Source organism: Marinobacter sp. NP-4(2019) (genome assembly GCF_003994855.1).
GTDB lineage: Bacteria > Pseudomonadota > Gammaproteobacteria > Pseudomonadales > Oleiphilaceae > Marinobacter.
This window is the reverse complement of the sequence record NZ_CP034142.1, coordinates 776,927-801,948: the sequence shown is the minus strand read 5'-3', so window position 1 is coordinate 801,948 and position 25,022 is coordinate 776,927. Positions and strand designations below refer to the sequence as shown.

At 57.6% G+C, this 25,022-nt stretch carries 24 protein-coding genes; 10 read left to right on the top strand and 14 right to left on the bottom strand.

The features are described 5' to 3' along the window. Positions 1-18 precede the first annotated feature (18 nt). A complete protein-coding gene (locus tag EHN06_RS03590) occupies positions 19-474 on the top strand; it encodes a DUF2489 domain-containing protein (RefSeq protein WP_127330282.1) in 456 nt (151 codons plus the stop codon). Positions 475-778: 304 nt separating this feature from the next. Here the strand turns inward: EHN06_RS03590 and EHN06_RS03585 are convergent, their stop codons facing one another. Genes EHN06_RS03585 through EHN06_RS03575 form a run of 3 tightly spaced genes read right to left on the bottom strand, consistent with a single transcriptional unit; the run spans position 779 to position 5,232 of the window. Next, positions 779-2,143, bottom strand: coding sequence for an HDOD domain-containing protein (locus EHN06_RS03585; RefSeq protein ID WP_127330280.1), 1,365 nt, complete (start codon positions 2,141-2,143; stop codon positions 779-781). A gap of 45 nt (positions 2,144-2,188) precedes the next feature. Continuing rightward, on the bottom strand, positions 2,189-4,264 hold the full coding sequence (gene recG / locus EHN06_RS03580; protein WP_127330278.1) for an ATP-dependent DNA helicase RecG: 2,076 nt from the start codon (positions 4,262-4,264) through the stop codon (positions 2,189-2,191). Positions 4,265-4,272: 8 nt separating this feature from the next. Then, positions 4,273-5,232, bottom strand: a complete 960-nt coding sequence (locus EHN06_RS03575; protein ID WP_127330276.1) for a hydrogen peroxide-inducible genes activator — start codon at positions 5,230-5,232, stop codon at positions 4,273-4,275. A 77-nt stretch (positions 5,233-5,309) separates the two neighbouring features. Between EHN06_RS03575 and EHN06_RS03570 the strand changes: the two genes are divergently transcribed. After that, the gene (locus EHN06_RS03570; protein ID WP_127330274.1) at positions 5,310-6,179 is read left to right on the top strand and encodes an NAD-dependent epimerase/dehydratase family protein; all 870 of its coding nucleotides are present in this window, start codon (positions 5,310-5,312) and stop codon (positions 6,177-6,179) included. A gap of 51 nt (positions 6,180-6,230) precedes the next feature. Here EHN06_RS03570 and EHN06_RS03565 read toward each other — a convergent pair whose 3' ends face one another. The 5 genes from EHN06_RS03565 to EHN06_RS03545 all read right to left on the bottom strand — a co-directional run bounded on the left by EHN06_RS03565 (position 6,231) and on the right by EHN06_RS03545 (position 10,911). Beyond that, the gene (locus tag EHN06_RS03565; protein WP_127330272.1) at positions 6,231-6,617 is read right to left on the bottom strand and encodes a RidA family protein; all 387 of its coding nucleotides are present in this window, start codon (positions 6,615-6,617) and stop codon (positions 6,231-6,233) included. 85 nt (positions 6,618-6,702) lie between these two features. Then, positions 6,703-8,835 (bottom strand): RelA/SpoT family protein, encoded by a 2,133-nt coding sequence (locus tag EHN06_RS03560; RefSeq protein WP_127330270.1) that lies wholly within the window; start codon positions 8,833-8,835, stop codon positions 6,703-6,705. Between the two features lie 167 nt (positions 8,836-9,002). Continuing rightward, positions 9,003-9,215 carry a DNA-directed RNA polymerase subunit omega gene (gene rpoZ, locus EHN06_RS03555; protein ID WP_127330268.1) on the bottom strand — a complete coding sequence of 71 codons (213 nt, stop codon included), beginning with the start codon at positions 9,213-9,215 and terminating at the stop codon, positions 9,003-9,005. Between the two features lie 91 nt (positions 9,216-9,306). Beyond that, the gene (gmk, locus tag EHN06_RS03550) at positions 9,307-9,939 is read right to left on the bottom strand and encodes a guanylate kinase (RefSeq protein WP_127330266.1); all 633 of its coding nucleotides are present in this window, start codon (positions 9,937-9,939) and stop codon (positions 9,307-9,309) included. A 105-nt stretch (positions 9,940-10,044) separates the two neighbouring features. Further along, the gene (locus EHN06_RS03545; protein WP_127330264.1) at positions 10,045-10,911 is read right to left on the bottom strand and encodes a YicC/YloC family endoribonuclease; all 867 of its coding nucleotides are present in this window, start codon (positions 10,909-10,911) and stop codon (positions 10,045-10,047) included. A gap of 191 nt (positions 10,912-11,102) precedes the next feature. On the opposite strand from EHN06_RS03545, the gene rph reads away from it, so the two are divergent. Beyond that, on the top strand, positions 11,103-11,819 hold the full coding sequence (gene rph, locus EHN06_RS03540) for a ribonuclease PH (RefSeq protein WP_127330262.1): 717 nt from the start codon (positions 11,103-11,105) through the stop codon (positions 11,817-11,819). 189 nt (positions 11,820-12,008) lie between these two features. On the opposite strand, the gene EHN06_RS03535 is transcribed toward rph, so the two are convergent. Continuing rightward, entirely contained in the window at positions 12,009-12,815 is an 807-nt protein-coding gene (locus EHN06_RS03535; RefSeq protein WP_127330260.1) for an exodeoxyribonuclease III, read from the bottom strand. A gap of 81 nt (positions 12,816-12,896) precedes the next feature. Here EHN06_RS03535 and pyrE point away from each other — a divergent pair, with 81 nt between their 5' ends. Further along, complete coding sequence (pyrE, locus tag EHN06_RS03530) at positions 12,897-13,535, top strand: orotate phosphoribosyltransferase (protein ID WP_127330258.1); 639 nt, start codon at positions 12,897-12,899, stop codon at positions 13,533-13,535. A 6-nt stretch (positions 13,536-13,541) separates the two neighbouring features. Then, on the top strand, positions 13,542-14,183 hold the full coding sequence (locus tag EHN06_RS03525; protein WP_127330256.1) for a DUF4124 domain-containing protein: 642 nt from the start codon (positions 13,542-13,544) through the stop codon (positions 14,181-14,183). A gap of 83 nt (positions 14,184-14,266) precedes the next feature. On the opposite strand, the gene EHN06_RS03520 is transcribed toward EHN06_RS03525, so the two are convergent. Both EHN06_RS03520 and EHN06_RS03515 read right to left on the bottom strand, forming a co-directional pair. Continuing rightward, entirely contained in the window at positions 14,267-14,683 is a 417-nt protein-coding gene (locus EHN06_RS03520; RefSeq protein WP_127330254.1) for a hypothetical protein, read from the bottom strand. 132 nt (positions 14,684-14,815) lie between these two features. After that, entirely contained in the window at positions 14,816-15,154 is a 339-nt protein-coding gene (locus tag EHN06_RS03515) for a DUF2782 domain-containing protein (RefSeq protein WP_127330252.1), read from the bottom strand. Positions 15,155-15,238: 84 nt separating this feature from the next. Here EHN06_RS03515 and polA point away from each other — a divergent pair, with 84 nt between their 5' ends. Next, a complete protein-coding gene (gene polA, locus EHN06_RS03510) occupies positions 15,239-17,956 on the top strand; it encodes a DNA polymerase I (protein ID WP_127330250.1) in 2,718 nt (905 codons plus the stop codon). Positions 17,957-18,177: 221 nt separating this feature from the next. Continuing rightward, a complete protein-coding gene (locus tag EHN06_RS03505) occupies positions 18,178-18,555 on the top strand; it encodes a hypothetical protein (protein WP_127330248.1) in 378 nt (125 codons plus the stop codon). A 32-nt stretch (positions 18,556-18,587) separates the two neighbouring features. On the opposite strand, the gene EHN06_RS03500 is transcribed toward EHN06_RS03505, so the two are convergent. The 3 genes from EHN06_RS03500 to EHN06_RS03490 form a co-directional block, all read right to left on the bottom strand. Further along, the gene (locus tag EHN06_RS03500) at positions 18,588-20,009 is read right to left on the bottom strand and encodes an OmpP1/FadL family transporter (protein ID WP_127330246.1); all 1,422 of its coding nucleotides are present in this window, start codon (positions 20,007-20,009) and stop codon (positions 18,588-18,590) included. Between the two features lie 120 nt (positions 20,010-20,129). Next, the gene (locus EHN06_RS03495; RefSeq protein WP_127330244.1) at positions 20,130-21,251 is read right to left on the bottom strand and encodes a PilT/PilU family type 4a pilus ATPase; all 1,122 of its coding nucleotides are present in this window, start codon (positions 21,249-21,251) and stop codon (positions 20,130-20,132) included. A gap of 167 nt (positions 21,252-21,418) precedes the next feature. After that, positions 21,419-22,453: a type IV pilus twitching motility protein PilT gene (locus EHN06_RS03490; RefSeq protein WP_127330242.1), complete on the bottom strand. Its 1,035-nt coding sequence runs from the start codon at positions 22,451-22,453 to the stop codon at positions 21,419-21,421. A gap of 147 nt (positions 22,454-22,600) precedes the next feature. Between EHN06_RS03490 and EHN06_RS03485 the strand changes: the two genes are divergently transcribed. The 3 genes from EHN06_RS03485 to EHN06_RS03475 all read left to right on the top strand — a co-directional run bounded on the left by EHN06_RS03485 (position 22,601) and on the right by EHN06_RS03475 (position 24,813). Continuing rightward, the gene (locus tag EHN06_RS03485) at positions 22,601-23,305 is read left to right on the top strand and encodes a YggS family pyridoxal phosphate-dependent enzyme (protein ID WP_127330240.1); all 705 of its coding nucleotides are present in this window, start codon (positions 22,601-22,603) and stop codon (positions 23,303-23,305) included. Positions 23,306-23,367: 62 nt separating this feature from the next. Further along, entirely contained in the window at positions 23,368-24,201 is an 834-nt protein-coding gene (gene proC, locus EHN06_RS03480; RefSeq protein WP_127330238.1) for a pyrroline-5-carboxylate reductase, read from the top strand. A 30-nt stretch (positions 24,202-24,231) separates the two neighbouring features. Beyond that, positions 24,232-24,813, top strand: coding sequence for a YggT family protein (locus tag EHN06_RS03475; RefSeq protein WP_127330236.1), 582 nt, complete (start codon positions 24,232-24,234; stop codon positions 24,811-24,813). The last annotated feature ends 209 nt before the right edge of the window (positions 24,814-25,022 follow it).

Genomic DNA, 25,022 nt, shown 5'->3' with positions numbered 1-25,022 from the left:
TAAAACGAGGATGAATTTATGCCCCTGTGGCTCCAGTGGACACTGATTATTGCTGGACTGATCGCCATTGCCGTGCTGTCAGCGTTTATTGTGCGCCAGGCCAGGTTACTGAAGACAAACCGCAAACGGGCAGACAAGAACCGGGCGTTCCAGTCGGAGCGCCGGCAATCCATGGTGGAAAGCATTCAGGTGATTGCCCTGGCGGTTGAAGAAGACCAGGTCGAATACTCGGAGGCCTGTCTGCGGCTGAAAGGGCTGCTGGATCATGTAGCACCAGAACTGCTTGAACAGTCGCCATTTCGGGTCTTCCAGGAAGTCTACGACCAGATCCAGCATATGCCGACACACAGGGCACGTCAGGCTACCGACACCCGCTTCATCGAAAAGATGGACAAAGAACGTCTTGCCATAGAAGAAAAACACGCGGATGCTATCCGCCGTGCGGCAACCGCCCTGCGGCATCACACTTTCTGACACCCGCCCCAACCATCGCCGCACTTAATTTGTAACATTTTGTAACTGAGGCGTCAGAAAACCCAAGCTATTTAACTTTGGAAATCAACACATTCCAATGTTTCAAAAACGTAACAGTCAGCTTTCTCACAATTTGATACCAAGGTTGACTTTTAATTTCAACCTCATCGTCTAAATTGAAAGACAAGGTAGTCCTAACCAATCTCTGCGGACACCTTACGTTGTTTTCTCCTGATAAGTTTGGACGACTCTGCAACAAGCGGGTGAGCTTGCCGGCCTTTAGGCCGGCTTTTTTATAGTAAAATCAAGCTGTCATCATGCCTGCCATGGCCATGACACTGGCTTTGTTACCAACCAGCTTGTCGAACTGTTCTTCCACAGCGGTCTGCTCAAGTCCCAGTGATTGGTAAAAGGACCGTGGCACTTCCTCACTTCCCCCCAGCACCACACCACGCTTTGTGAGCAACTGACGCCCCAGCCAAAGCAATCTGGCGTATACACTATGAGCCCCTTCGTAGTCCGGCTTTTTCTGGTAACGAATCGCCCGGACTACCTCATCAGGCATTCCCCAGTTCTGCATTAACTCGGCAGCTATCTGCTCTCGGGTTATCCCCAGCAAATAATGTTCGGTCACCGCCGGGTCCATGGTGGCATTCACCTCCAGTGAGCGGCACACCAGTTTGAAGTGGGGTGGAAAAACCTGGGCCAGGACCAGATAACCAAAATTGTGTAGCAGCCCGGCCAGATACGCCAGACCGGATACGGGGCGCTCCCCACGGGGCATCATGGCACTCAGCAGACTCGCGGCCTGAGCCTGCCAGATGGCCTGCTGCCAGTAATCCACGAAACCTTCCGGATGATCCTTGGGCTTGCCAAGAGCCCGGCCAAGGGCCAGCCCCATTGACAGATTCATCACCAGATCGAATCCCAGCACGCGCGAGACGGCGTCATGCACCGATCGGACCTGCCCTGCCGCGGCGTAGAATGAGGACGAAGCCCAGCTCACGATTTGTGCCGCCAGACTGGGATCGCTTTCGACAATATCGACCAGATCCCCCATCTCCGCATTGGGGTTCACACGCAGGCGAATAATACGTTGGGCGGTTTCGGGAAGTGGCGGCAATTCGAGCGTGTCTTCCAGGCGCTGCTGGATTCTCAGTCCGGTGAATTTCTTGATAGCAGAATGAAGCTGATCCCGGTCCTTCTCCGGGTGATCCAGGTTGACCCGGATACTTTCCGGAGCCACAGCAAAATCCGCCCTGTCAGCTTGGGCGGTTATCGCACGAAAATCCTCATTCGGCATCACCATGGCCAGGTCTTGCGACCCAAAAACAATGGCGATGGACTCGAGGCTGTCCACTCGATTGTCCACGACGGTTGGCCACCCGGTCAGCGACGGCAACGCTGGCAACTCGGCCAACCCCGCACGCTCTCTGACCCTCAGCTGCTCACGACGTTTCATCACCCGCAAATCCCGCCCAAGTTGCCGGTTGAGCGAGTTGATATCCAGAAGGTCCTCATGCCGGCAAATGGCCTGCACATTCCCCTGATCGTCACTGAGCAACACCATTCTCAGCAACTGGTCACTGTCTGCCTGAGCGATCGCCCGCAGGGCCACTCCCCCTGCGTTGTCCCCCAGGGCTTCCCGGACCGAAACCGGTAATTCCATGGTTATTCCCCAATTTCTGGCGTGCCACCTTGTGGCACCATGACTTTAGACGTCGCCGTAACGAATTCTCTCACCCAGCCAACGACGAATCAGGCCACCGACTACTTCGGGCTGCTTCATCAACCCCGGGGCCATTTCCCGGATTGGCTCAATCCAGCCCTTGTCGCGCTCGAAATCAGCCAATCGAAACTGCATCATGCCGGTTTGACGCGTCCCCAGCACTTCACCCGGCCCACGAATTTCCAGATCCTTCTCTGCGATCACAAAACCGTCCTGGCTGTCCCTCAATGCGTGCAACCTGGCTTTCCCATTCAGGGACAGGGGCGGGTGATACATCAATACGCAGAAACTGGCCTGCTCGCCCCGCCCCACCCGACCACGAAGCTGATGTAGCTGTGCAAGCCCCAGCCGTTCCGGGTTTTCAATGATAATCAGCGAGGCGTTGGGCACATCCACCCCGACCTCGATGACGGTCGTTGCCACCAACAGGTCCAGCTCGCCATGCTTGAACCGGGTCATGACATCGGCCTTTTCTGTCGCTTTCAGGCGCCCGTGGACCAGCCCGACATGCAGATCCGGCAGGCGCTCCGACAGTTCCCGGGCGGTCACTTCCGCGGCCTGACACTGGAGCGCCTCGGACTCTTCAACCAGTGTACAGACCCAATAGGCCTGGCGCCCTTCCCGGCAGGCCTTGCGTACCCGCTCTATCACATCATCCCGGCGGCTATCCGGAATGGCGATGGTTTCAATGGGTTTTCTCCCGGGCGGTAGTTCATCGATCATCGAGGTATCCAGGTCGGCATAGGCGCTCATCGCCAGGGTTCTGGGAATTGGCGTCGCCGTCATGATCAGTTGATGGGGGGCCAGGGAGCCACCCACCCCTTTCTCCCGCAACGCCAGGCGCTGATGGACACCAAAGCGGTGTTGCTCATCGACGATCACCAGAGCCAGACGGTTGAACACCACATCGTCCTGGAACAGCGCGTGGGTACCAATGGCCACCGTTGCCTCACCGCTGCTGACCTGCTCCAGCGCCTCCCGGCGGGCCTTGCCCTTGACCTTGCCGGACAGCCACGCCAGACGGATACCTAAAGGCTCCAGCCATTCGCGGAAGTTGTGATAGTGCTGTTCCGCGAGAATTTCGGTAGGTGCCATTAACGCGACCTGGGCCCCCGCGCCAATGGTTTGCAGCGCCGCCAATGCGGCCACCACGGTTTTGCCCGAGCCAACATCCCCCTGGACCAGGCGCAACATCGGCAACGGCTGGCTGAGATCCTGACGTATCTCACTTACAACGTACTGCTGGGCGACGGTCAGACGAAAGGGCAAGGCATCCAGAAAGCGCTCCACCAGGTCGCCGGTGGGTAACAGCGGCAAGGCTTCCCGCGCCTGGATCTGCTCCCTGACCTGCAACAGGCTGAGCTGGTGGGCCAGCAACTCTTCCATCACCAGCCGTTGTTGGGCCGGGTGCTTGCCTTCCATCAACAGGTTAACCGGTGCGCTGGCGGGCGGTGAATGCACCAGCTCCACGGCTTCAGTGATACCTGGCAGCTGATAATCCGACAGCAGGGCTGTGGGTAGCCAGTCACGAATCGGATAGCGCTTCAGGTAGGACAAGGCCTGCTGACACAGGGAACGAACCCGCGGCTGCTGGATACCTTCGGTGAGGGGGTAGACGGGGGTCAGGGTGGCCTCACCTTCCGCAGGCATCGGGGGCGGATTGATCTGATACTCGGGGTGGTAAAACTCGTAGCCGGCCCGGCCAGGGCGAACCTCGCCAAAGCAGCGTACCCGGGTGCCCTCAGTCAGCTGGTTTTTCTGGGCCGCATTGAAATGAAAAAATCGCATGACCAGAAAGCCGCTATGGTCTTTCAGGGTGACCTGCAGGCTGCGGCGCCGGCCCATGACCAGATCGGTTTTCATCACCTCGCCTTCCACCACACCGACATCGCCAATACGCAGACTCCCCATGGGGATCACCCGTGTCCGGTCTTCATACCTGTGGGGCAGATGAAACAGCAGGTCCTGCAGGGAATGTATACCCAGTTTGGCCAGCCGATCTGCCAGCGCGCTTCCTACGCCCTTGAGTGTGGTAACCGGAATATCATCCAGTGCGGTCATGGCCGGCCTCAGGCGCTGGCAGCAATGGCCGGGGTGTCGGATTTGGCCTTTTCAATGACGCGACACTGGCTCGCCGCCAGCGACAACACATCAATGGCTTTCGGGCGCGGGAACGTCACCCTCCACGCCAGTGCCACCGTACGGAACGGCACCGGGGGGGCGAACGGTCGAACCGCCAGGATATCCTCGTGATACTGCATCGCGGTCGCCGCGGAAAGCGGCAGCACGGTAATACCGAGCCCGGAAGCCACCATGTGGCGAATGGTCTCAAGGGAACTGCCTTCCGTGACCAATGCCGGGGATGTCGCACCGGCATGTCGGGTAACCGCCTCCACCAATGGCGGGCAGGACTCCAGCACCTGGTCCCGGAAACAATGGCCCGGGCCAAGCAACAGCAGCTGTTCCTTTGCCAGCTCTTCCGCCGTCAGGCTTTCTTTCTCCGCCAGCGGGTGACCTGCCGGCAGCAGAACCACAAAAGGCTCGTCATAAAGTGGCAGGGTGACGACTTCCGGCTCTTCAAACGGCAGCGCAATAATGATGGCGTCCAGCTCGGAGTGCCGGAGTTTCTGGCGCAGGCTGGCAGTGTAGTTCTCTTCGATGAACAACGGCATATCCGGCGCGGCACGCCGCAATTCAGGCAAAAGGTGGGGAAACAGGTAGGGGCCAATGGTATAAATGGCGCCGACTTTCAGCGGAGAGTTCAGCTGGTTCTTGCCATCCTGGGCCATGTCCTTGATGACACCGACCTGATCCAGAACCCGTTGGGCCTGTTCGATAATGCGCAGGCCGGTTTCGGTCACACGGATGCTGCTCTTGCTGCGTTCAAACAGGGGAATGCCGAGCTCGTCTTCCAGCTTTTTCACCGCCACGCTGAGGGTGGGCTGGCTGACATGGCAACGCTCAGCGGCGCGGCCAAAATGTCTTTCCCGTGCCAGGGTAACAACGTATCGTAACTCGGTGAGAGTCATGGTGAGCTCCGGTCAGAGTTCTGTATGTTTGAATGTCCCTTGGTTGATACGCCAAAGCATAAGGATTGAAATTGTCTATGGCAATCACTGAAAGCAATAAACTGCCACGAATTCTTGTCGCCGGCTGCGGCAAACTGGGCGGCAACATCGCCTCGTTACTGGCCGACCAGGCCGAGGTGTTCGGACTCAGGCGCACCCCGGAGCGGATACCCGCCGGCATACATCCGCTGGGCGCCGATCTGATGCAGACGGACCAGCTTCATGCCGTTATACCCGACCGGCTTGATGCCGTGATCTATTGCCTGACGCCCTCCAGCTATGATGAGCAGGGCTATCAGGATGCCTATGTGAACGGCCTGAACAACCTTCTGGGTTCACTGGCAGGGCAGACACTCCAGCGCCTGATCTTTATCAGCAGCACCAGTGTCTACGCTCAGGATGATGATAGCTGGGTTAATGAATCGAGCCCGACAGAACCGTCGCGCTTTAGCGGTCAGGCCATTCTGGCGGGTGAACAGACGGCCTTGAACAGCGGTTTGCCCACCACCATCGTTCGTTTCAGCGGGATCTACGGCCCCTCGCGCCGACGCTTCCTGGACGCCGTGGTTGCCGGCAACATGGATCCGGTCAGTCCCGGCCCGTTCAGTAACCGCATTCACGAAGCCGACGCCGCATCGGTCGTCGCACACCTGCTCCGCAAGTCACTCGCTGGAGAAACCATCGATGACTGCTATATCGCCAGTGATTGTGAACCGGTCAGGCTGGATGAGGTGGTCTATTGGGTGCAGGCGCAACTGCCGTGCGCCACTCCGAAAGCCGATGCCCGAACAGGCGGCCGGGCCGGCAGCAAGCGATGCAGTAACCAGCGGTTGCTGGACAGCGGTTACCACTTTCTCTACCCGGATTTCCGGGCAGGCTATCGGGAAATGATTGTCGAGCGCCCATAAAAAAAGCGGCCAGGAAGTGGCCGCCTTCTTAACGCCGATGGCTGCAGGCCATCAGCTCAGAACCATCACCGCTTCCATCTCGATGGGCACGCCCTTTGGAAGCGCCGCAACACCGACAGCAGCACGAGCCGGGTATGGCTCCTGAAAGTATGTCGCCATGATTTCGTTGACCGTGGCGAAGTTGGCCAGGTCCGTCATGTAAATGTTGAGTTTGACGATGTCTTTCAGCTCACCGCCACTGGCTTCGCAGACCGCTTTCAGGTTCTCGAACACCTGACGGGTCTTGGCGGCGAAATCACCGGCAACCACTTCCATGGTTTCCGGAACCAGAGGAATCTGGCCCGACAGGTACACAGTATCGCCGGCCTTTACCGCCTGGGAATAGGTACCGATTGCCTGGGGTGCATTCTCGGTCTGGATAACTGATTTATTGGTCATGACCTTGGGGTTCCTCTCTTCCAAAACGCCAATCGTCGCCCTTCGAAGCGCACCCTGTCAACCAGCCGTTGGTCGGCATTCCGGGTCAGTGACGGACCCGATTGATATGGGTCACGGCGCGAATATTACGAATCCGCCGCATGACTCTCGCCAGGTGGCGACGCCCGTTGACATGCACCACCAGACTGACAACGCCCAGTCGTGCATTCTGTTCTTCCACGTTGATTCGCTCGATGTTGCCGTCAGCCATGGCGACAGCATTGGCCACCTCGGCAATCACACCACGCTGGCGCTCCAGCTCCACCCGCAACTCAACGGAAAACTCGTCAGTAATATCCTTGGCCCATTTCAGATGGGTCAGTTGCGCCCGGCCCTCGTCGTCCTCGGGCAAACGGGAGCAGGTGTCAGAATGAATCATCATGCCCTTGCCCGAGTCCATAATCCCGACCACCGGATCTCCGGGAATCGGCTTGCAGCAGCTGGCAAAACGAACCAGCAGGCCCTCGGTACCGCGAATCGTCACCGGGCTACCCCGGGACTGGGTTTCAGCTCCGGTATCGGCGGTCTCCGCCTCGCCACTGACCAGCTGCCGGGCCACCAGGTAGGCCATACGATTGCCCAGGCCAATTTCACTAACCAGGTCATCCATGCTATTGACCTGATTATGCTTGACCACCGCGTCGATCTGACTGTCACTGATTTTGGACAGACTGGTACCAAAACCCTTGAGGGATTTCTTCAACAGTGCCTTGCCAAGCTCCAGGGACTCCGCCCGTTTCTGGTGCTTCAGCACGTGGCGGATGCTGCTGCGGGCCTTACCAGTGACCACAAAACTCAACCATGCCGGGTTCGGGCGTGCCCCGGGGGCAGTAATGATTTCCACGGTCTGACCACTCTGCAACGGCTGGCTCAGTGAGCCCAGGTTGCGGTTTATACGACAAGCGACCGTGGCGTTACCAATATCAGTGTGGATGGCGTATGCGAAATCCACCGGTGTCGCGCCGCTGGGCAACTCCATGATCTTGCCCTTGGGCGTGAACACATAGATTTCATCCGGGAACAGATCAACCTTGACGTGCTCAATGAATTCCAGGGAGTCGTCCGCCCGCTCCCGCATTTCCATCAGGCCCTGCACCCAGCGATCAACCCTGGACTGATTCACACTGGTCACGCTGGTGGGTTCGTTCTTGTACATCCAATGGGCGGCGATGCCATTGTTGGCAATGTGCTCCATTTCCTCGGTACGGATCTGGATCTCGATATTCACATGCATGCCGAACAGCGTGGTATGCAGGGACTGGTAGCCATTGGCCTTGGGCATCGCGATGTAATCCTTGAAGCGTCCCGGCAGTGGCTTGTACAGGCTGTGAACGGCACCGAGAATGCGGTAGCAGTCGTCCTCAGTATCCGTAATGATGCGGAAGGCGTATACGTCCATGATCTCGTGGAACGACTTCTGCTTGAACTTCATCTTGTTGTAGATGCTGTTCAGGTGTTTCTCACGCCCCAGGATGCGGCCCGGCAACCCTCGCTCTTCCAGCTTTTCCTGCAGTTTGCCACGAATTTCGTCAATGATTTCCCGGTGGCTGCCCCTGAGTTTTTCCACCGCCTTGGAAATGTACCGCGAACGCATCGGATACAAGGATGAGAACCCCAGGTCCTCCAACTCGGTGCAGATTGAGTGCATACCCAGGCGATTGGCAATAGGGGCATAGATATCGAGGGTTTCGGTGGCAATGCGCAGGCGCTTTTCATAAGGCATGGGACCGAGGGTGCGCATGTTGTGCAGGCGGTCCGCCAGCTTCACCAGAATGACGCGGATATCCCGGGCCATGGCCAGCGTCATCTTCTGGAAGTTTTCGGCCTGAGCCTCGGCACGGGAACGGAATTCGATCTGGGTCAGTTTGCTAACCCCGTCCACCAGCTCAGCCACATCCTCGCCAAACTGGTCCGACAGGGCGTCCTTGGGGATACCGGTGTCTTCTATGACGTCGTGAAGCATGGCCGCCATCAGGCTCTGATGATCCAGCTTCAGGTCGGCAAGAATATGGGCAACCGCAAGAGGATGAGTGATGTAACGGTCGCCACTGCGGCGCATCTGGCCTTCGTGGGCTTGTTCGGCATAATAGTAGGCCCGTCGCACCTGATTGATGCGATTAGTATCCAGATAGGAGCTGAGCTCTTTCGCCAGCCCTTCAACCGTTGCCTCTGCCGACACCGCGCCTCCACTTACAGATCAAAAATCAGGGACAAAAAAACCCGAATGCAAGCATCCGGGTCCTTCCACTGTCCTGCCAGTCATGCCTTATAGATACACTATAAAACTGCAGGGACAGATTTCAATGCTTAAGGCGGGTTGCCAGGAATTTCTCCCGGCCCCGAGACTTACTCGGGATCTTCTTCCGTCAGAAGACTGCGAGTCACCTTGCCTTCGGCAATTTCGCGCAGGGCAATGACGGTAGGCTTGTCATTCTCTTCCGCTACCATCGGCTCAAAGCCCTTGGTGGCAATCTGGCGGGCGCGCTTGGTAGCCAGCATAACCAGCTGAAAACGGTTATCAACGTTTTCCAGACAATCTTCAACGGTAACTCGTGCCATAACTTCCCCGACAAAGTAAAAAAATTAGCATTTCAGCAGACCGCATAGTTTACTGCGGCCGGCTCAATTTGTATACAGTGGAAACGTGCCGTCAGTCCCTGGCCGACAACCGCGCCAGCAGGTCCCGATGGCGAACCTGCTGGGCCGCCATCCGCAGGCGCTGGCCACGGACAATCGCCAGCAGATCCTGAAGGGCAACGTCAAAATCGTCGTTCACCACCAGGTAATCGAATTCGACGGCGTGGCTGCATTCTTCAGCGGCCTCCTGCAACCTGCGCTCAACCACCTCCGGCGCGTCCGTACCGCGCCCGGTCAATCGTTCGCGCAGTACATCCGGGGATGGCGGCACAATGAAAATGCCAACGCACTCCGGAATAAGCCTCCGCACCTGTTCGGCGCCCTGCCAGTCGATTTCCAGAATCACGTCCCGGCCCTGCGCCAGCGTTTCACGCACCCAGACCTGGGAAGTGCCGTAATAGTTACCGAACACATCGGCATGTTCGAGAAAATCGCCACGACCAATCATCGCTTCAAACTCGTCACGGCTGACGAAATGGTAGTTCACTCCGTTCTGCTCACCCTCACGCATCGGGCGGGTGGTGTGGGAAATCGAAACCCCAAGTTTTTCATCATTGCGCAGCATTTCCGCCACAAGGCTGGTTTTCCCGGCTCCGGAAGGGGCCGAAATCACATAAAGGGTACCTTGCTCAACTACCTGACTCATGGTGCACAACACTCCGGATCCTGACTGAATTCCGCGACATCCCAGCAGCCACAACCTGCCGCTGTGATTAACAAGGGGCGAAATTATACACGATGCGGGAATTCCTTACTCCAGGTTCTGCACCTGTTCCCGCATTTGCTCGATCAGCACCTTGAGATCCACCGCCACGCGGGTCACCCGTGCGTCGATGCTTTTGCTGCTCAGGGTATTGGCTTCGCGATTCAGTTCCTGCATCAGAAAATCCAGGCGACGACCGATGGCATCATCCGACTGCAGGGTTTCCGACACCTCAGTGACATGCGCCTCCAGGCGGTCCAACTCCTCTGCCACATCGCTTTTCTGGGCCAGCATCACCATTTCCTGGGCGATGCGCTCCGGATCCAGCTCCACCCTCGCCTTCTCGAAACGCTCCTTCAGATTTCTCTCCTGCGACTTCAGCAGCTCCGGCATCAGGCTTCGCACCTCGCTGACGAATTCGCCCATGGTCTTCAGACGATCCTCGAACAACGGCCGCAAACGCTCACCTTCACGTTCACGAACCGTCACCAGCTCTGCAACCGTTCGCTCAAACAACTCGCCGGCGGCTTCCCTCGCCGGACCATAGTCCAGCTCTTTGACCGACAACACCCCCGGCCAACGCAGGATATCCAGCGCATTAATGTGCGCAGGGTTATCCAGCATCCGATTGATGTGATTGGCAGCCTCATTCACCGCATGAGCCATCTCCTCACAGACCTCAAACCCCTGGCCCGCGCTCTCCGCCGTTTGCAGGCGCATGGACACATCCACCTTTCCACGCTTGAGCTGCTGGCGTAATTGTTCACGGAACGCGTTCTCCAGCTCGCGGAGCGCCTCAGGCAACCGAAAGGAAGGCTCCAGGTATCGATGGTTCACTGTACGAATCTCACACGTCAGTGTTCCCCACTCTCCCTGGGCATCCTGTCGGGCAAAGGCAGTCATACTTCTTATCATGGCGGCTCCGCTTGTCATCAAATGCAATCGTCCAAGTTTAGCAGGCCACCGCGCAAAACGGCGAACCCGGCCGAAACCGTGACCTTCCACAGCAGAGACCGGGAATTCCCCGTGTTATACTCCGCAGTCTTCCATATCCCTAACAACCGGGCATCACGCCCGGACATCCACTACCAATATCAGGAAACACTATGCGACCAAGCGGAAGAACTCCGGAACAACCGAGAGACATCCGAATCACCCGCAACTACACCCGTCACGCCGAAGGCTCCGTACTGATCGAGTTCGGCGACACCAAGGTGATCTGCACCGCGTCTGTCGAAAACAAGGTGCCGCCGTTCCTGCGCGGCGAAGGCAAGGGCTGGATCACCGCCGAATACGGCATGCTGCCCCGCTCCACCGGCAGCCGCATGGGCCGCGAAGCCGCCCGCGGCAAACAGGGCGGTCGCACCGTCGAAATCCAGCGCCTGATCGGCCGCTCCCTGCGCGCGGCAGTCGACCTCAGCGCCCTGGGCGAGCACACCATCACCGTTGACTGCGACGTCATCCAGGCCGACGGCGGCACCCGCACCGCTGCCATCACCGGCGGCTGTGTGGCCCTGGTCGATGCACTGAACTACCTGGTTGCCGAGAAGCGTCTGAAGGAATCACCGCTGAAGCAGATGGTAGCGGCCCTCTCCGTTGGCGTTTACAAAGGCACACCGGTGGTCGACCTCGACTACCCGGAAGATTCCGAAGCCGAAACCGACATGAACGTCATCATGACCGATCAGGGTGGCTTTATCGAGATTCAGGGAACCGCGGAAGGTGCGCCGTTTGTTCAGGAAGAGCTGGACAGCATGCTGGTGCTGGCGAAGCAGGGCATCGATCAGCTGTTCGAGATTCAGAAGGCGGCTCTGGAGGGGTAATTTCCGGGACTCGTGGGTGTCGGATTACGGTTTTCGCCTAATCCGACCTACGCCCCCCAAGGTCTGGGCGTCGGCGTTGGGCCTTCTGCCCAGACTGTTGGAGGCCATGGATGGCCGGAAACAAGCGTACAGGGATGTACTTGCAGCGTGTCTGGGCAGAAGGCCCAACGCCGACGCTTCCCCCCAGACTCAAAAACCGATTTCGATATCGTAGTCCATGATCACCGGTGCGTGATCGGAAAAGCGGGTGCCGGTGTCTATCCAGCCATCCTGAATGGTCTTGCGAATACCCGGCGTCATCAACTGGTAGTCCACCCGGATACCCGCATTTTTGCGCGAGCCTTCGATCTGCTCCGGCCACCAGGTGTACTGATTGCTCTGCTTGTTGATCTCGCGGAACGCATCGATACAGCCCATCTCATCAAACAGGCGGTCCAGCCACGCCCGCTCGTGGGGCATGAAACCGGACACATCCAGCTTGTGATAAAGAGGGCTCGCGTCCGTCACGTGGTGGGCCGTCTGCAGGTTGGCGCAGAAAATGAACTGGCGACGCTTACGCAACGTCTTCTGCATATGCAGACCAAAGGCGTCCATGAAGTCGTCCTTGTGGTCCAGCACGGTCAGGTCATCGTCACCAATCAGCTCATCTTCCCGGCCCAGAGCACAGGGAGCAAGGACACAGGCCACCGACACCTTGTCGAAATCGGCCTGAATAAAGCGCCCTTCACGGTCTGCCTGTTCATTGGCGAATCCGTACATGATGGCCTTCGGGAAATGACGGGTGTAGATGCCAACGCCGCCATCCTCGTTGTTCTCGCCATCAATGAAGTAGGCCTCATAACCTTCCGGTATCAGGTTGAAGTCCTCGACCTCATAGGCCCGCATGCGGTGATCCTGAACGCACACCACGTCAGCGTCCTGCTCGGCCAGCCACTCGAAGAAACCTTTTTCAACAGCCTGGGCCAGGCCATTGACGCTGATTGATACTACCCGCATACGTGTTCCCTGATTCGGTTTGTGTGTATGATACCGGTTTTACGCTTTAATTAAAGATCCACACCCGCCAGAAGCCTTGTCATGCACGACTATCAGCAACATTTCATTGAATTTGCCATTCGCCGTAACGTTCTGCGTTTTGGCGAGTTTCAGCTCAAGTCCGGCCGTACCAGCCCGTACTTCTTCAATGCCGGCCTGTTTAACACCGGTGAGGACCTGCTCGAACTAAGCAAGGCCTATGCCGCAGCCCTGCAGCGCAGCGGCCTGGATTATGACATCATTTTCGGTCCTGCCTATAAGGGCATACCGTTGGCCACTGTAACGGCCATGGCACTGGCCTCTGAAGGCCAGAACAAACCGTTCGCCTTCAACCGCAAGGAAAAGAAGGATCACGGAGAGGGCGGCAACATCGTCGGCGCCCCACTTGAGGGCAAGGTGCTGATTGTCGATGACGTCATTACCGCCGGCACCGCCATCCGCGAATCCATTGACCTGATCCGTGCGGCTGGCGCCGAGCCCGCCGGCGTGCTGATTGCCCTCGACCGGCAGGAACGCGGCACCGGCGAGCTGTCCGCCATTCAGGAGGTGGAACAGGATTATGGCTTGCCAGTAGCCAGCATCATTCAACTGGACCAGATTCTCGATTACCTGAGCACCCGGCCCGACTTTGCCGAACACGCCAGTAACGTTGCACAATATCGGAGTCGTTACGGAGTCTGAATACCCATGAAGCATCTGACCAGGTTTTCGCTCATCGTTTTCGCCCTGCTTCTTACGGTGGCTGTAGCAGAAGCGAGAATGTACCGTTATACGGATGAAAACGGTCAAATGGTCATTAGCAATACCATCCCTCAGGAAGCTTCCAGACGTGGGTACGACATTCTCAACTCCAAGGGCCGCGTTATCGACACCGTCGATCCCGCTCCCACCCCCGAGGAAATTGCCGCCCGGGAGGCCGAAGAGCGACGCCAGGAAGCCGAGCGGTTACAACTGGAGCATGACCAGGCACTGCTAAAACGCTACAGCCACCCCGACGAGGCGGTCAGGGCCATGCACCGGAAGATCCGTGAGCTGGAGAGTCTCAACCAGCTGAAACGGGGCAATATTTCGGTGATCGTCAACCAGCTCGACAGCGAAGAAAACCGCGCCGCCAACATGGAACGCGCCGGGCGTGAGGTACCTGAGTCTACACTGGAAAAGATTCGGCGCCTGGAAGCACAGATCCGTGACATTGAACAGGAAATTGCCACCCAGCATTCCGAGATCGAGTCCCTTCGCGACGAATTCGAAGCTGACATCCGGCGCCTGGAAGAAATTACGGATGAGGAGCGGACACTGCCCCTTGAGCTCCCGGAAGACCCTCGATAATGCGGGACCAGGCCGGTTGCCCCGGACATAAAAAAGGCCACCCCATTGGGGCAGCCCCTTTGTACTCCTGACCGCTAAACCGATCAGGCAGAAGCAGTGCTCTTCTTGGCAGTGCTCTTGCGTGCGGTGGTTTTACGCGCCGCAGGCTTCTTGGCTTCAACAGACTTCTTGGCAGTCTCGGCTGCTTCAGAAACTTCCTCTGCAGCGTCGGACACAGCTTCCGCACCTTCGGCAGCTTCTTTTTCCAGCTTGGCAACCAGGTCAGCGGCAAAGCTGTTGAAGCGGCTGTTGAGGCTACGCAGCTGCTCGAACAGGCTTTCGCTGTAGCCGTCGTAACGGGTACGCAGAGTCTTCACGCTGTATTCACGAACTTCAGACTCCAGTTTCTCAGCATAGTCGAACGGCTTGGACGCGAGCTTCTTCTGCTGCTCTTCCGCGGCGTTGATACCCTTCTCTACGATGTCCTGAAGCTGTTCCTGATATGACTTGAGTTTACCCATAATATTCTCTCCTGAGATTGTCGAGGTTGCGGATTCGTTACGGATCCTTATGACACTCGCTCAGGCTACGGCTAAAAATTAGAATGTTCATACTAAAAGCCGCCGAGAAACCAATCCGGGTATAATCGGCTCTTACCAGCGAAAAATGACCCAGCTGGGCACCAGCATGTCGGTTTCATCTTCGCGAATCCAGCCACCACCATCGGCCGGCACAAGGTAATATTCCGGCCCCACTTCCGGAACCACCTTGATCTCCACCAACTGACCATTCACCCGGTATTCGTAAAACACTTCCTCCTCGCCGGGCCGAATCACAATCTGCGGTCCCTCGGAGGACGGCTGGTAATCCGACACCACAACTGGCTCTTTCGGGGTCTCAACAACCTCCTCATCAAGCCCACCGCTTTGCTGCGCAACAACCGGTGCGCACAGCATTGCGAATACAGCACCCAGGCAGGTGATTCGCTTCATTTTCGTGATACCCTTTCGTCCATTCATGGCTACAGAGTTGCACAACGCAACCCCTGCTTCAATCAGAATTCGGACCTGCTTGATATGACACAGCAACAGACCCCACCGGTCGTTCTTGTAGACGGCTCATCCTATCTGTTCCGGGCATACCACGCCCTGCCGCCCCTGGCGACCAGCAAGAACCAGCCCACCGGCGCCATCAAGGGCGTTATCAGCATGCTGCGCCGGCTGGAGCAGGACTTTCCAGGCTCGAAGATGGTGGTGGTCTTTGATGCCAAGGGCAAAACCTTTCGTCATGACATGTACGAAGACTATAAGGCCAATCGTCCCCCCATGCCGGACGACCTCGCCACTCAGATTGAACCGATTCACCAGATTGTGAAGGCCATGGGCCTGCCCCTTCTGATTGTGCCGGAAGTGGAAGCGGACGATGTGATCGGCACCCTCGCCCATGAAGCCACCAGCAAGGGCATCGACGTGGTCATTTCCACCGGCGACAAGGACATGGCGCAACTGGTCAGCGACCACGTCACCCTGATCAACACCATGACCGAAACCCGCATGGACCGGGACGGCGTGGTGGAGAAGTTTGGCGTCAAACCGGAACAGATCATCGATTATCTTGCCCTGGTGGGCGACAAGGTGGACAACATCCCCGGAGTCAATAAATGCGGCCCTAAAACCGCCGTGAAATGGCTACAGGAACATCAGAATCTGGACCAGATCATCGCCAATGCGGACAAGGTCAAGGGCAAAATTGGCGAGTACCTGCGAGAGGCTGTGGACACGCTGCCACTGAGCCGGGAACTGGCCACTATTCGCACCGATGTGGATCTGGACTTCGGGCTGGAAGACCTGCAACTGCGCGACCAGGACGACAGCACTCTGCTCGAGCTGTTCAAGGAGTATGAGTTCCGCGCATGGATTGCCGAACTGGAAAATGCCGAAGACGCTCAGACCCAACCCACCAGCGAAGACAGCAAAACGCTGGAGAAACGCTACAGCGTCATCACCGAACAGGCGGAACTGGACACCTGGATTGACCGCCTGAAGAAGGCTCCTCTGTTCGCCTTCGACACTGAAACCACCAGCCTGCGTTACATGGACGCGGAGATAGTCGGGGTGTCGTTTGCTATAGAACCCAGAGAAGCCGCCTATGTGCCCGTGGCCCACGATTACATGGGCGCGCCGGAACAACTGGACCGTGAAAAGGTGCTGTCGCAACTGAAACCCCTGCTGGAAGACCCGGACGCCAAAAAACTGGGGCAGAACCTGAAATACGACAAGAACGTGCTGGCGAACCATGGCATTACCCTGGAAGGCATTGCCGAAGACACCATGCTGGAATCTTATGTCCTCAACTCGGTGGCTTCACGGCACGACATGGACACCCTGGCCAGGCAGTACCTGGATGAACAGACCATCACCTTTGAATCCATTGCCGGCAAAGGTGCCAAGCAACTGACGTTTAACCAGATCGACCTGGAAAAAGCAGGCCCCTACGCCGCCGAAGACGCTGACATCACCCTCAGACTGCATCAGGTGCTGCGCCCGAAACTGGCCGAAACCGGCAAACTGCAGTCCGTGTACGAGGATATTGACCTGCCCCTGGTGCCGGTACTTTCCCGCATGGAACAGCGCGGCGCCATGGTCAGCGCCAGCACCCTCCGACAGCACAGCCAGGAACTGGCGGAGCGGATGGCGGAGCTGGAAAAAGAGGCTCACGAAGAAGCGGGGGAACGCTTCAACCTGGGCTCCACCAAGCAGCTACAGGCTATCTTCTACGACAAAATGGGGCTGCCGGTGATCAAGAAAACACCGAAAGGCGCCCCGTCCACGGCCGAACCGGTGCTGCAGGAACTGGCCCACGAGCACGCCCTGCCCCGGCTAATCCTGGAACACCGCAGCCTGAGCAAGCTCAAGTCGACCTACACTGACACCCTACCGGAGCTGATAAATCACCGTACCGGTCGCATCCATACCTCCTATCACCAAGCCGTAGCCGCCACCGGACGGCTGTCGTCGTCTGAACCCAACCTGCAGAACATCCCCATCCGCACCGAGCAGGGCCGCCGCATACGTCAGGCTTTTGTCGCGCCCAGGGGTTACAAGCTGGTAGCAGCGGATTATTCCCAGATTGAACTGCGGATCATGGCCCACCTGTCCGGTGACAAGGGGCTTCTGAACGCATTCGAACACGGCGAAGACATCCATAAGGCCACCGCCGCCGAAGTCTTTGGTGTCTCACTGGGTGATGTCACCGGCGATCAGCGCCGCAGCGCCAAAGCCATCAACTTTGGATTGATCTACGGTATGTCCGCCTTTGGCCTGGGCCGGCAACTGGACGTCGGCCGAAACGTCGCCCAGGAATACATTGATCGCTATTTCGAGCGCTACCCGGGTGTTCTGAAGTACATGGACAGCATCCGCAAACAGGCCCACGACGACGGTTACGTGGAAACCCTGTTCGGCCGCCGCCTGTACCTGCCTGAAATCAACGCTCGCAACAAGCAGATGCAGCAGGCCGCTGAACGTACCGCCATCAACGCTCCGATGCAGGGAACCGCCGCCGACATTATCAAGCGAGCGATGATCGACGTGGAAAACTGGCTACTCAATAACCACGCAGACGACGCGCGAATGATCATGCAGGTACACGATGAGCTGATACTGGAGGTCAAAGAGGACATGGTGGACAAGATCTGTAAAGGCCTTGAAGAGCGGATGTCCGCTGCCGCCAGCCTGAACGTTCCCCTACTGGTAGAAGCCGGCGTTGGCAACAACTGGGACGAGGCACACTGATAACAGGCAGGCCGGACACCCCTCCGGCCTGCCCCATCGACACCGGTACCATTTTGGGGCGCGATTCCATCAAAACGCCCCGTTTCGGCACACACCTTTTTTCCCTCTCCAGTAACTGCGGGCCTTCACGGTACGGCACGAAATTCGCAAGCTATTTTCCTGTCGGCTCCGATATCTACAAAGGAGCCAGGTTGTGACAACTCTTTTCCGAGGCCGTTACCATGACATCTCTGGCATCTGAACGAAGCTGGCTACTGAACCCGGGCCTGCTGAAACTCGTCCACCAGTGTCGCCGACTGATCCACACCGAATTCGGGGTAAAACTGCACCTCACGGAGGAGCATCTGGAACAGCAACTGGCCGACTACGCCCGCAAAACCCGATCCAGCCAGTTGATACGCACCTGGGAAACCCTGAAAGAACAGGTGCCGCAGCTAGACCTTCCCGAACCGGGGGATGACAGTGCCGAGGGGGCAAAGCGAACCTACCGCGGGCAGGTTATTCCGGAAGACACAAGCAGTGACGGGGAGAGTCGCCAGGAGGAGGAACCCCGGCCACGACGCACCAAGGTGATCTATCGTGGCCAGGTGGTTGGTTGACCGGATCCGGTCAACCCTTTAGCAGAATCCGCTTAGAAAGACTTGCTGACCTGAACACCCGCACTCCAAGCGTCAAGTTCGTATTCGCCCCGGTAGTTACTCGGATCTTCCGTGCCCGTGGGCAGTTGGGCGACCTGCGACGGGTTCTCATGCTGGTAGTTTCGCTCGTCTACCCGACCATTACCGTCAAAGATCAGGGTGCCGGCCGCTACATCAACGGTCCAGCCACTGCTCGGGTCCGCCCACTGAGCGCCAAGGGTCAGCCAGTGGCGGTCATTGGAGGGAATCCTCGCTGTCACGAACTCTTCATCAACCGGTGACTCATCAAAGGCATAACCTGCCTTGAGGGCCCACTCCGGCGACACCTGCCAGATACCGCCGAGGTTGAACTGCCAGGTGTTCTGCCACTTTTCCGTCACATGGCTCAGAACCGCACCTTCCTGAGGCGCCTGAGTTATCTCGCCTCCGGTTTCACGACTGACGATATCCAGTTCCTCAAAACGGCTCCACTTGGCATAAGTCGCGCCTGCCAGGACCGTCACGGTATCCGTCAGTTGATGGCGTGCGCCTACCATAATGCTCTCAGGAATCGCCAGCGGCACTTTCACCTTCTCGGAAACACTGGTCGGAGAGACCACGCCCGCAGCCGGATTCACATAGCCAGTCAGATCCGCATCGCCCTCAAGGTTCAGTTCGGTGCCTGTCTGGGCAGACAAGCCAAACTGGGTTCTCTCAGACAATTCATACAGGAAACCCATACGGAAAGTGACTCCGACATCATCTCCTTCAATATCTGCATGGCCCTGACCATAAAATCCGGGATCAGGAGTGCCACTCGGAGCCGTCACCGCAACACTGGCCAACGAGTTATCCAGAAACCGCGTCAACTTGCCTTCGGCATAAATAATATTGATACCAGCGCCCATGGACAGGCCGTTGCCGTTGTTGACGGCAATGGAGGGACTGAAAGAAATCGCGGTCAATTCCGTTTCATCGGCGAAGTAGCGCCCGGCGAAATCGTCATCATAATCGGCGGCAAGACCAAACGGCGCATGGATACCAAAGCCAACATCGATGGCATCACTGACCTCATGGGTCATGTACAGGTTGGGCAGTACCGCCGGATCCGCAATATCTCCACCGCGCGAGCCCTGTACCGGGAGCCCCAACTGGTTGGTTGCTTCCACGCCCTCTTTCGCTTCCGCATCAATATCCAGTACCGCCGCACCAAAGGACAGATTGGTACCAGACAGTTGGCTCATGCCCGCCGGGTTGAACAGTACGGTGGTCGCATTCTCCGGGTTGGCGGCAGTGCCGGCATTGGCAACACCCATGGCGCTGGCGCTTTGCTCGTTCAGGGCAAAACCACCGGCCATGACACTGGTAGGGGCCGCAGCGGCGGCCACGGTGACCAAGCGGATGGCAGAACGAAGAGTGGATTTGTTACGGCGCATACTTCCTCCTTTAATTTTGCGGCGGAGTATACGCAGCGCGGGCCAATGGCCTCAAATGCCATCCCTACTGGTTCGAAACGCTAATAATTTCAGACTAAAGTCTAACTAGATAACCGCTGATCAATCGTCCTGAATCGACAGCTTGTCCACGGACGAGGACAACTGGTCGGCGCCCTGGGCATCGGTACCCAGCTTGATCATCAGGCGCAGGTCGTTGGCGGAATCCGCGTGGGCCAGCGCATCCTCGTAGGTAATCGAGCCTTCCGCATAAAGCTTGTATAGTGCCTGATCAAAGGTTTGCATACCTGATTCATTGGACTTGGCCATCAGTTCCTTGAGCTTGTGCACTTCAGCTTTACGAATCAGGTCCGCCACCAGCGGAGTATTGATCAGCACCTCGATGACCGCCTTACGGCCCTGGCCATCCGGCGTGGGAACCAATTGCTGGGCCACAATGGCCTTGAGATTAAGCGAGAGATCCATCCAGATCTGGTTATGCTGTTCCGGCGGGAAGAACTGGATGATGCGATCCAGTGCCTGGTTGGCGTTGTTGGCGTGCAGCGTGGCCAGGCACAGGTGGCCGGTTTCCGCAAACTGCACCGAGTACTCCATGGTCTGACGGGTTCGCACCTCACCAATGAGGATAACGTCCGGCGCCTGACGCAACGTGTTCTTCAGGGCCACTTCAAAGCTTTCGGTATCAATCCCCACTTCCCGCTGGGTCACGATGCAGCCCTGGTGCTGGTGGACGAATTCGATGGGATCCTCTATCGAGATGATGTGACCACGGCTGTTGCGGTTGCGGTGCCCCAGCATGGCCGCCAGCGAGGTGGACTTACCGGTACCGGTGGCGCCTACGAACATGATCAGGCCGCGCTTGGTCATCGCCAGGTCCTTGACCACTTCCGGCAGTGACAGGTCATCGATCTGTGGGATCTTCACTTCGATACGCCGCAGCACCATGCCACACAGGTTACGCTGGAAGAACGCACTCACCCGGAAACGGCCAATACCGCGGGCGCTGATGGCAAAGTTACACTCGTGGCTTTCCTCGAACTCGGCCCGCTGCTTGTCATTCATGGAGCCGTAGACAAACTCCCGGGTCTGTTCCGGCGTCAGGGCGTTCTTGGTGACCGGGAGAACCTTGCCGTTCACTTTCATGCTTGGTGGCACGCCAGCGGTAATAAACAGGTCCGAACCGCCCTTTTCCACCATCAGCCGTAACAGTTTTTCGAATTCCATGATTTCTCACCCACTCTTTCAACGTTTGGTGCCGGGGCAGGCCGGATAAAACTGTCCGGAACACGCTGTGAATACGTCCATGTACGCTTGACAAAAACATCCCTGTTTTTGACAGTCCCGGACAGTTTTATCCGGCCCGCCCGCAAACATCAGTCGTGCCTGCCAGATCAGAAATTGTCCGGCATTTTTGCTTTGGCCCGGGCCGCTTCGCGGGAAATAAGGCCTTTCTGCAACAGGCGCTCCAGGCACTGATCCAGGGTCTGCATACCGATGGAGCCACCGGTCTGGATCGCCGAGTACATCTGGGCGATCTTGTCTTCCCGGATCAGGTTACGGATCGCCGCCGTGCCGATCATGATTTCGTGGGCTGCAATCCGGCCGCCGCCCATTTTCTTCATCAGGGTCTGGGAAATAACCGCCTGCAGGGATTCCGACAGCATGGAACGGACCATGGACTTTTCTTCCGCCGGGAACACGTCAACAACCCGGTCAATAGTCTTGGCCGCGGAGGTGGTGTGCAGGGTGCCGAATACCAGGTGACCGGTTTCCGCCGCGGTCAGCGCCAGGCGAATGGTTTCCAGGTCCCGCAATTCGCCCACCAGGATGATGTCAGGATCTTCCCGCAAGGCCGAGCGCAGCGCTTCGTTAAAACCCAGGGTATCCCGATGCACTTCCCGCTGGTTGACCAGGCACTTCTTGGATTCGTGCACAAATTCGATGGGGTCTTCGATAGTGAGCACGTGCTCGTAGCGGCTATCATTGATGTAGTCGATCATTGCTGCCAGGGTCGTGGACTTACCGGAACCCGTCGGGCCCGTCACCAGCACCAGTCCCCTCGGAACCGAGGACACATCCTTGAAGACCTGCCCCATACCCAGATCTTCCATGGTCAGGACCTTGGACGGAATCGTCCGGAATACCGCACCGGCACCCCGGTTCTGGTTGAAGGCGTTGACACGGAAACGGGCGACACCGGGAACTTCAAAGGAAAAGTCGGTTTCGAAAAATTCTTCGTAGTCCTTGCGCTGCTTGTCGTTCATGATGTCGTAGATCAGCCCGTGCACCTCTTTGTGCTCCATGGGCGGAAGGTTGATCCGGCGCACATCGCCGTCAACACGAATCATCGGGGGCAATCCGGCGGACAGATGCAAGTCGGACGCACCCTGTTTAGCCGAGAAGGCAAGCAGTTCAGTAATATCCATAGATTTCCTCGGAAGGCGTTTTTCTTTTATCCCGGTCTGGAGCCGGCTCCGGTGAGATCCCCGCATTCAGTATCACTTGGCATTTCAGTAACCTGCGGGTAACGTGTCAGCAGGACAGTGGCAGACCGGACTCGACGGATTCACACTATGAGCAGCATAGCAGACAACATCGGGAGCGTAACCCGACGCATACAAAAAGCAACATTGAAGGCCGGCCGGTCTCCCGGTTCTGTGCACCTGTTGGCAGTCAGCAAGACCCGTTCAGCGGAGGACCTCCAGGAAGCCATCGCCGCGGGCCAGATGGCCTTTGGCGAAAACTATCTGCAGGAGGCTCTGGACAAGATGAAAGCGCTGGAGGATGAGCCTGGCATCGACTGGCACTTCATCGGTCCCATCCAGTCCAACAAGACCCGTCAGATTGCCAATGCCTTTTCCTGGGTACACAGTGTCGACCGCCTGAAAATTGCCCGCCGCTTGAGTGAGCAACGGGATGCCAGTCTGCCGCCCTTGAATATTTGCCTGCAGGTCAATATCAATGAAGAAGAGAGCAAATCCGGCTGTTCACTTGAAGAACTGGACGAGCTGGCCAGTGCCATGGGTGAGCTCTCCAACCTCCGTCTCCGCGGATTGATGGCCATCCCCGATCCCGATCAGCCGGAGGCGCAGCTACGGACCAGCTTCCGCAAGCTGGCCAATGCACTGAAAACCCTGCGCCAGAATCAACCCGAAGCCGGCCCCCTGGACACGCTTTCGATGGGCATGTCCGGGGATATGGAAACAGCCATCGAGGAAGGGGCTACCTGGGTTCGTGTTGGTACCGCCCTCTTTGGCTCACGGCCACCAAAGAGCTGAATCGGCCAGTTCCTGTTATCATCGGGGCCGGATCAACGACAGATCAACTTGTGGAGTGAACATTGAGCACATCACCAACCATTTCGTTTATCGGGGCAGGCAACATGGCCAGCGCCATCATTGGCGGCATGCTGGACAGCGGCTTCAAAGGAGCCGATATCTGGGTCAGCGCTCCCGACGACAGTCACCTGCAATCCATTCGCAAGCGTTTCGGTGTCAGTGTGACCACGGATAACCGCTACTGCGCCCAGCAGGCCGACATGGTGATTCTGGCGGTGAAACCCCAGGTTATGGCAGATGTCTGTCGCGACATCGCTCCGGTTGTACAAAACACCCGCCCGCTGATGGTCTCCATTGCCGCTGGCCTGGAGGCCGGCACACTGGATCAGTGGCTCGGCGGTGGCCTGCCGCTGGTCCGGGTTATGCCCAACACGCCCTCCCTGGTTGGCAAGGGCGCCGCCGGACTGTTTGCCAACGACCAGGTCAGCGACAAACAGAAGCAGATGGTCGAAACCGTCTTTAATAGCATTGGTTCCGCACTCTGGGTAGACGAGGAACCCCTGCTACACGCCGTCACCGCCCTGTCGGGTAGCGGCCCCGCCTACTTTTTCCTGATACTCGAAGCGCTGGAAGAGGCCGCCACCGAGGCTGGCATTGCCCCCGAGACCGCCCGTCAGCTGGCAATCCAGACCATGGCCGGCGCTGCCGAAATGGCCGGTCGCAGCGAGCATGACCCCGCTCAACTGAAACGTAACGTCATGTCCCCCGGGGGCACCACCGAGCGCGCGATCCAAACATTTGAAGATGGCGGCCTGCGGGATCTGGTCAAGAAAGCCTATTCCGCCGCTTTCTCCCGCTCTGAAGAAATGGCCAAAGAACTGGCTGGCAAACCGTAAAACAGTAACCGATAACGGAGACAAGGCTTCATGCTGGCTGACATTCTGATCACGATCCTGCTCATCGCGTCGACGTTCTATATGACCATTGTCCTGCTGCGTTTTTTGCTGCAGTTGGCGAGAGCGGATTTCTACAATCCCATTTCCCAGTTCGTGGTAAAAGCCACCAACCCCCCGCTACGACCACTGCGGCGGATCATTCCGGGTTGGGGAGGTATCGATGGCGCCGCACTGGTGCTGGCGATTGTCATTCAGGCCATCGCATTCCTGCTGATCCTGGTCGCTATGAACGGCGGCATGCCGAGCATCAACCCGCTCACTCTGTTGGTGTGGGCGGCCCTGAACGTGCTCGACCTTGTGGTCAAGATCTACTTCTGGTCCGTGATTGCCGTGGTCGTTATCAGCTGGATTGCTCCTGGCAGCCACCATCCGGCCATTCAACTGGTGGCTCAGATTACCGAACCGGTCATGCGTCCGGTGCGCAATATCATACCCTCCATGGGTGGCCTGGACCTGTCGCCCATTATTGTGTTCCTGATCCTGAACGTGATATCGGTGGTCATTAACCACCTGAAGATCGGTGCCGGTATGGGCGCCCTGGCCGGAATGTAGATCAGATCGCGAAAATACAATCCGTTACAGTAATCAACGCAAAGCATTATATCGCGGCCGCCATATCATCCCTTTGATTTGGCGGCTTTTTTTGACCAACACCTGCCGCCCTGCTATACACACCCTGCCCCAGTGCCAAAGAAAACGACGAAAATTGGGATACTATTACCTTTAATTAATCCAATAACACCGTTACCCGGAAGTCGCGC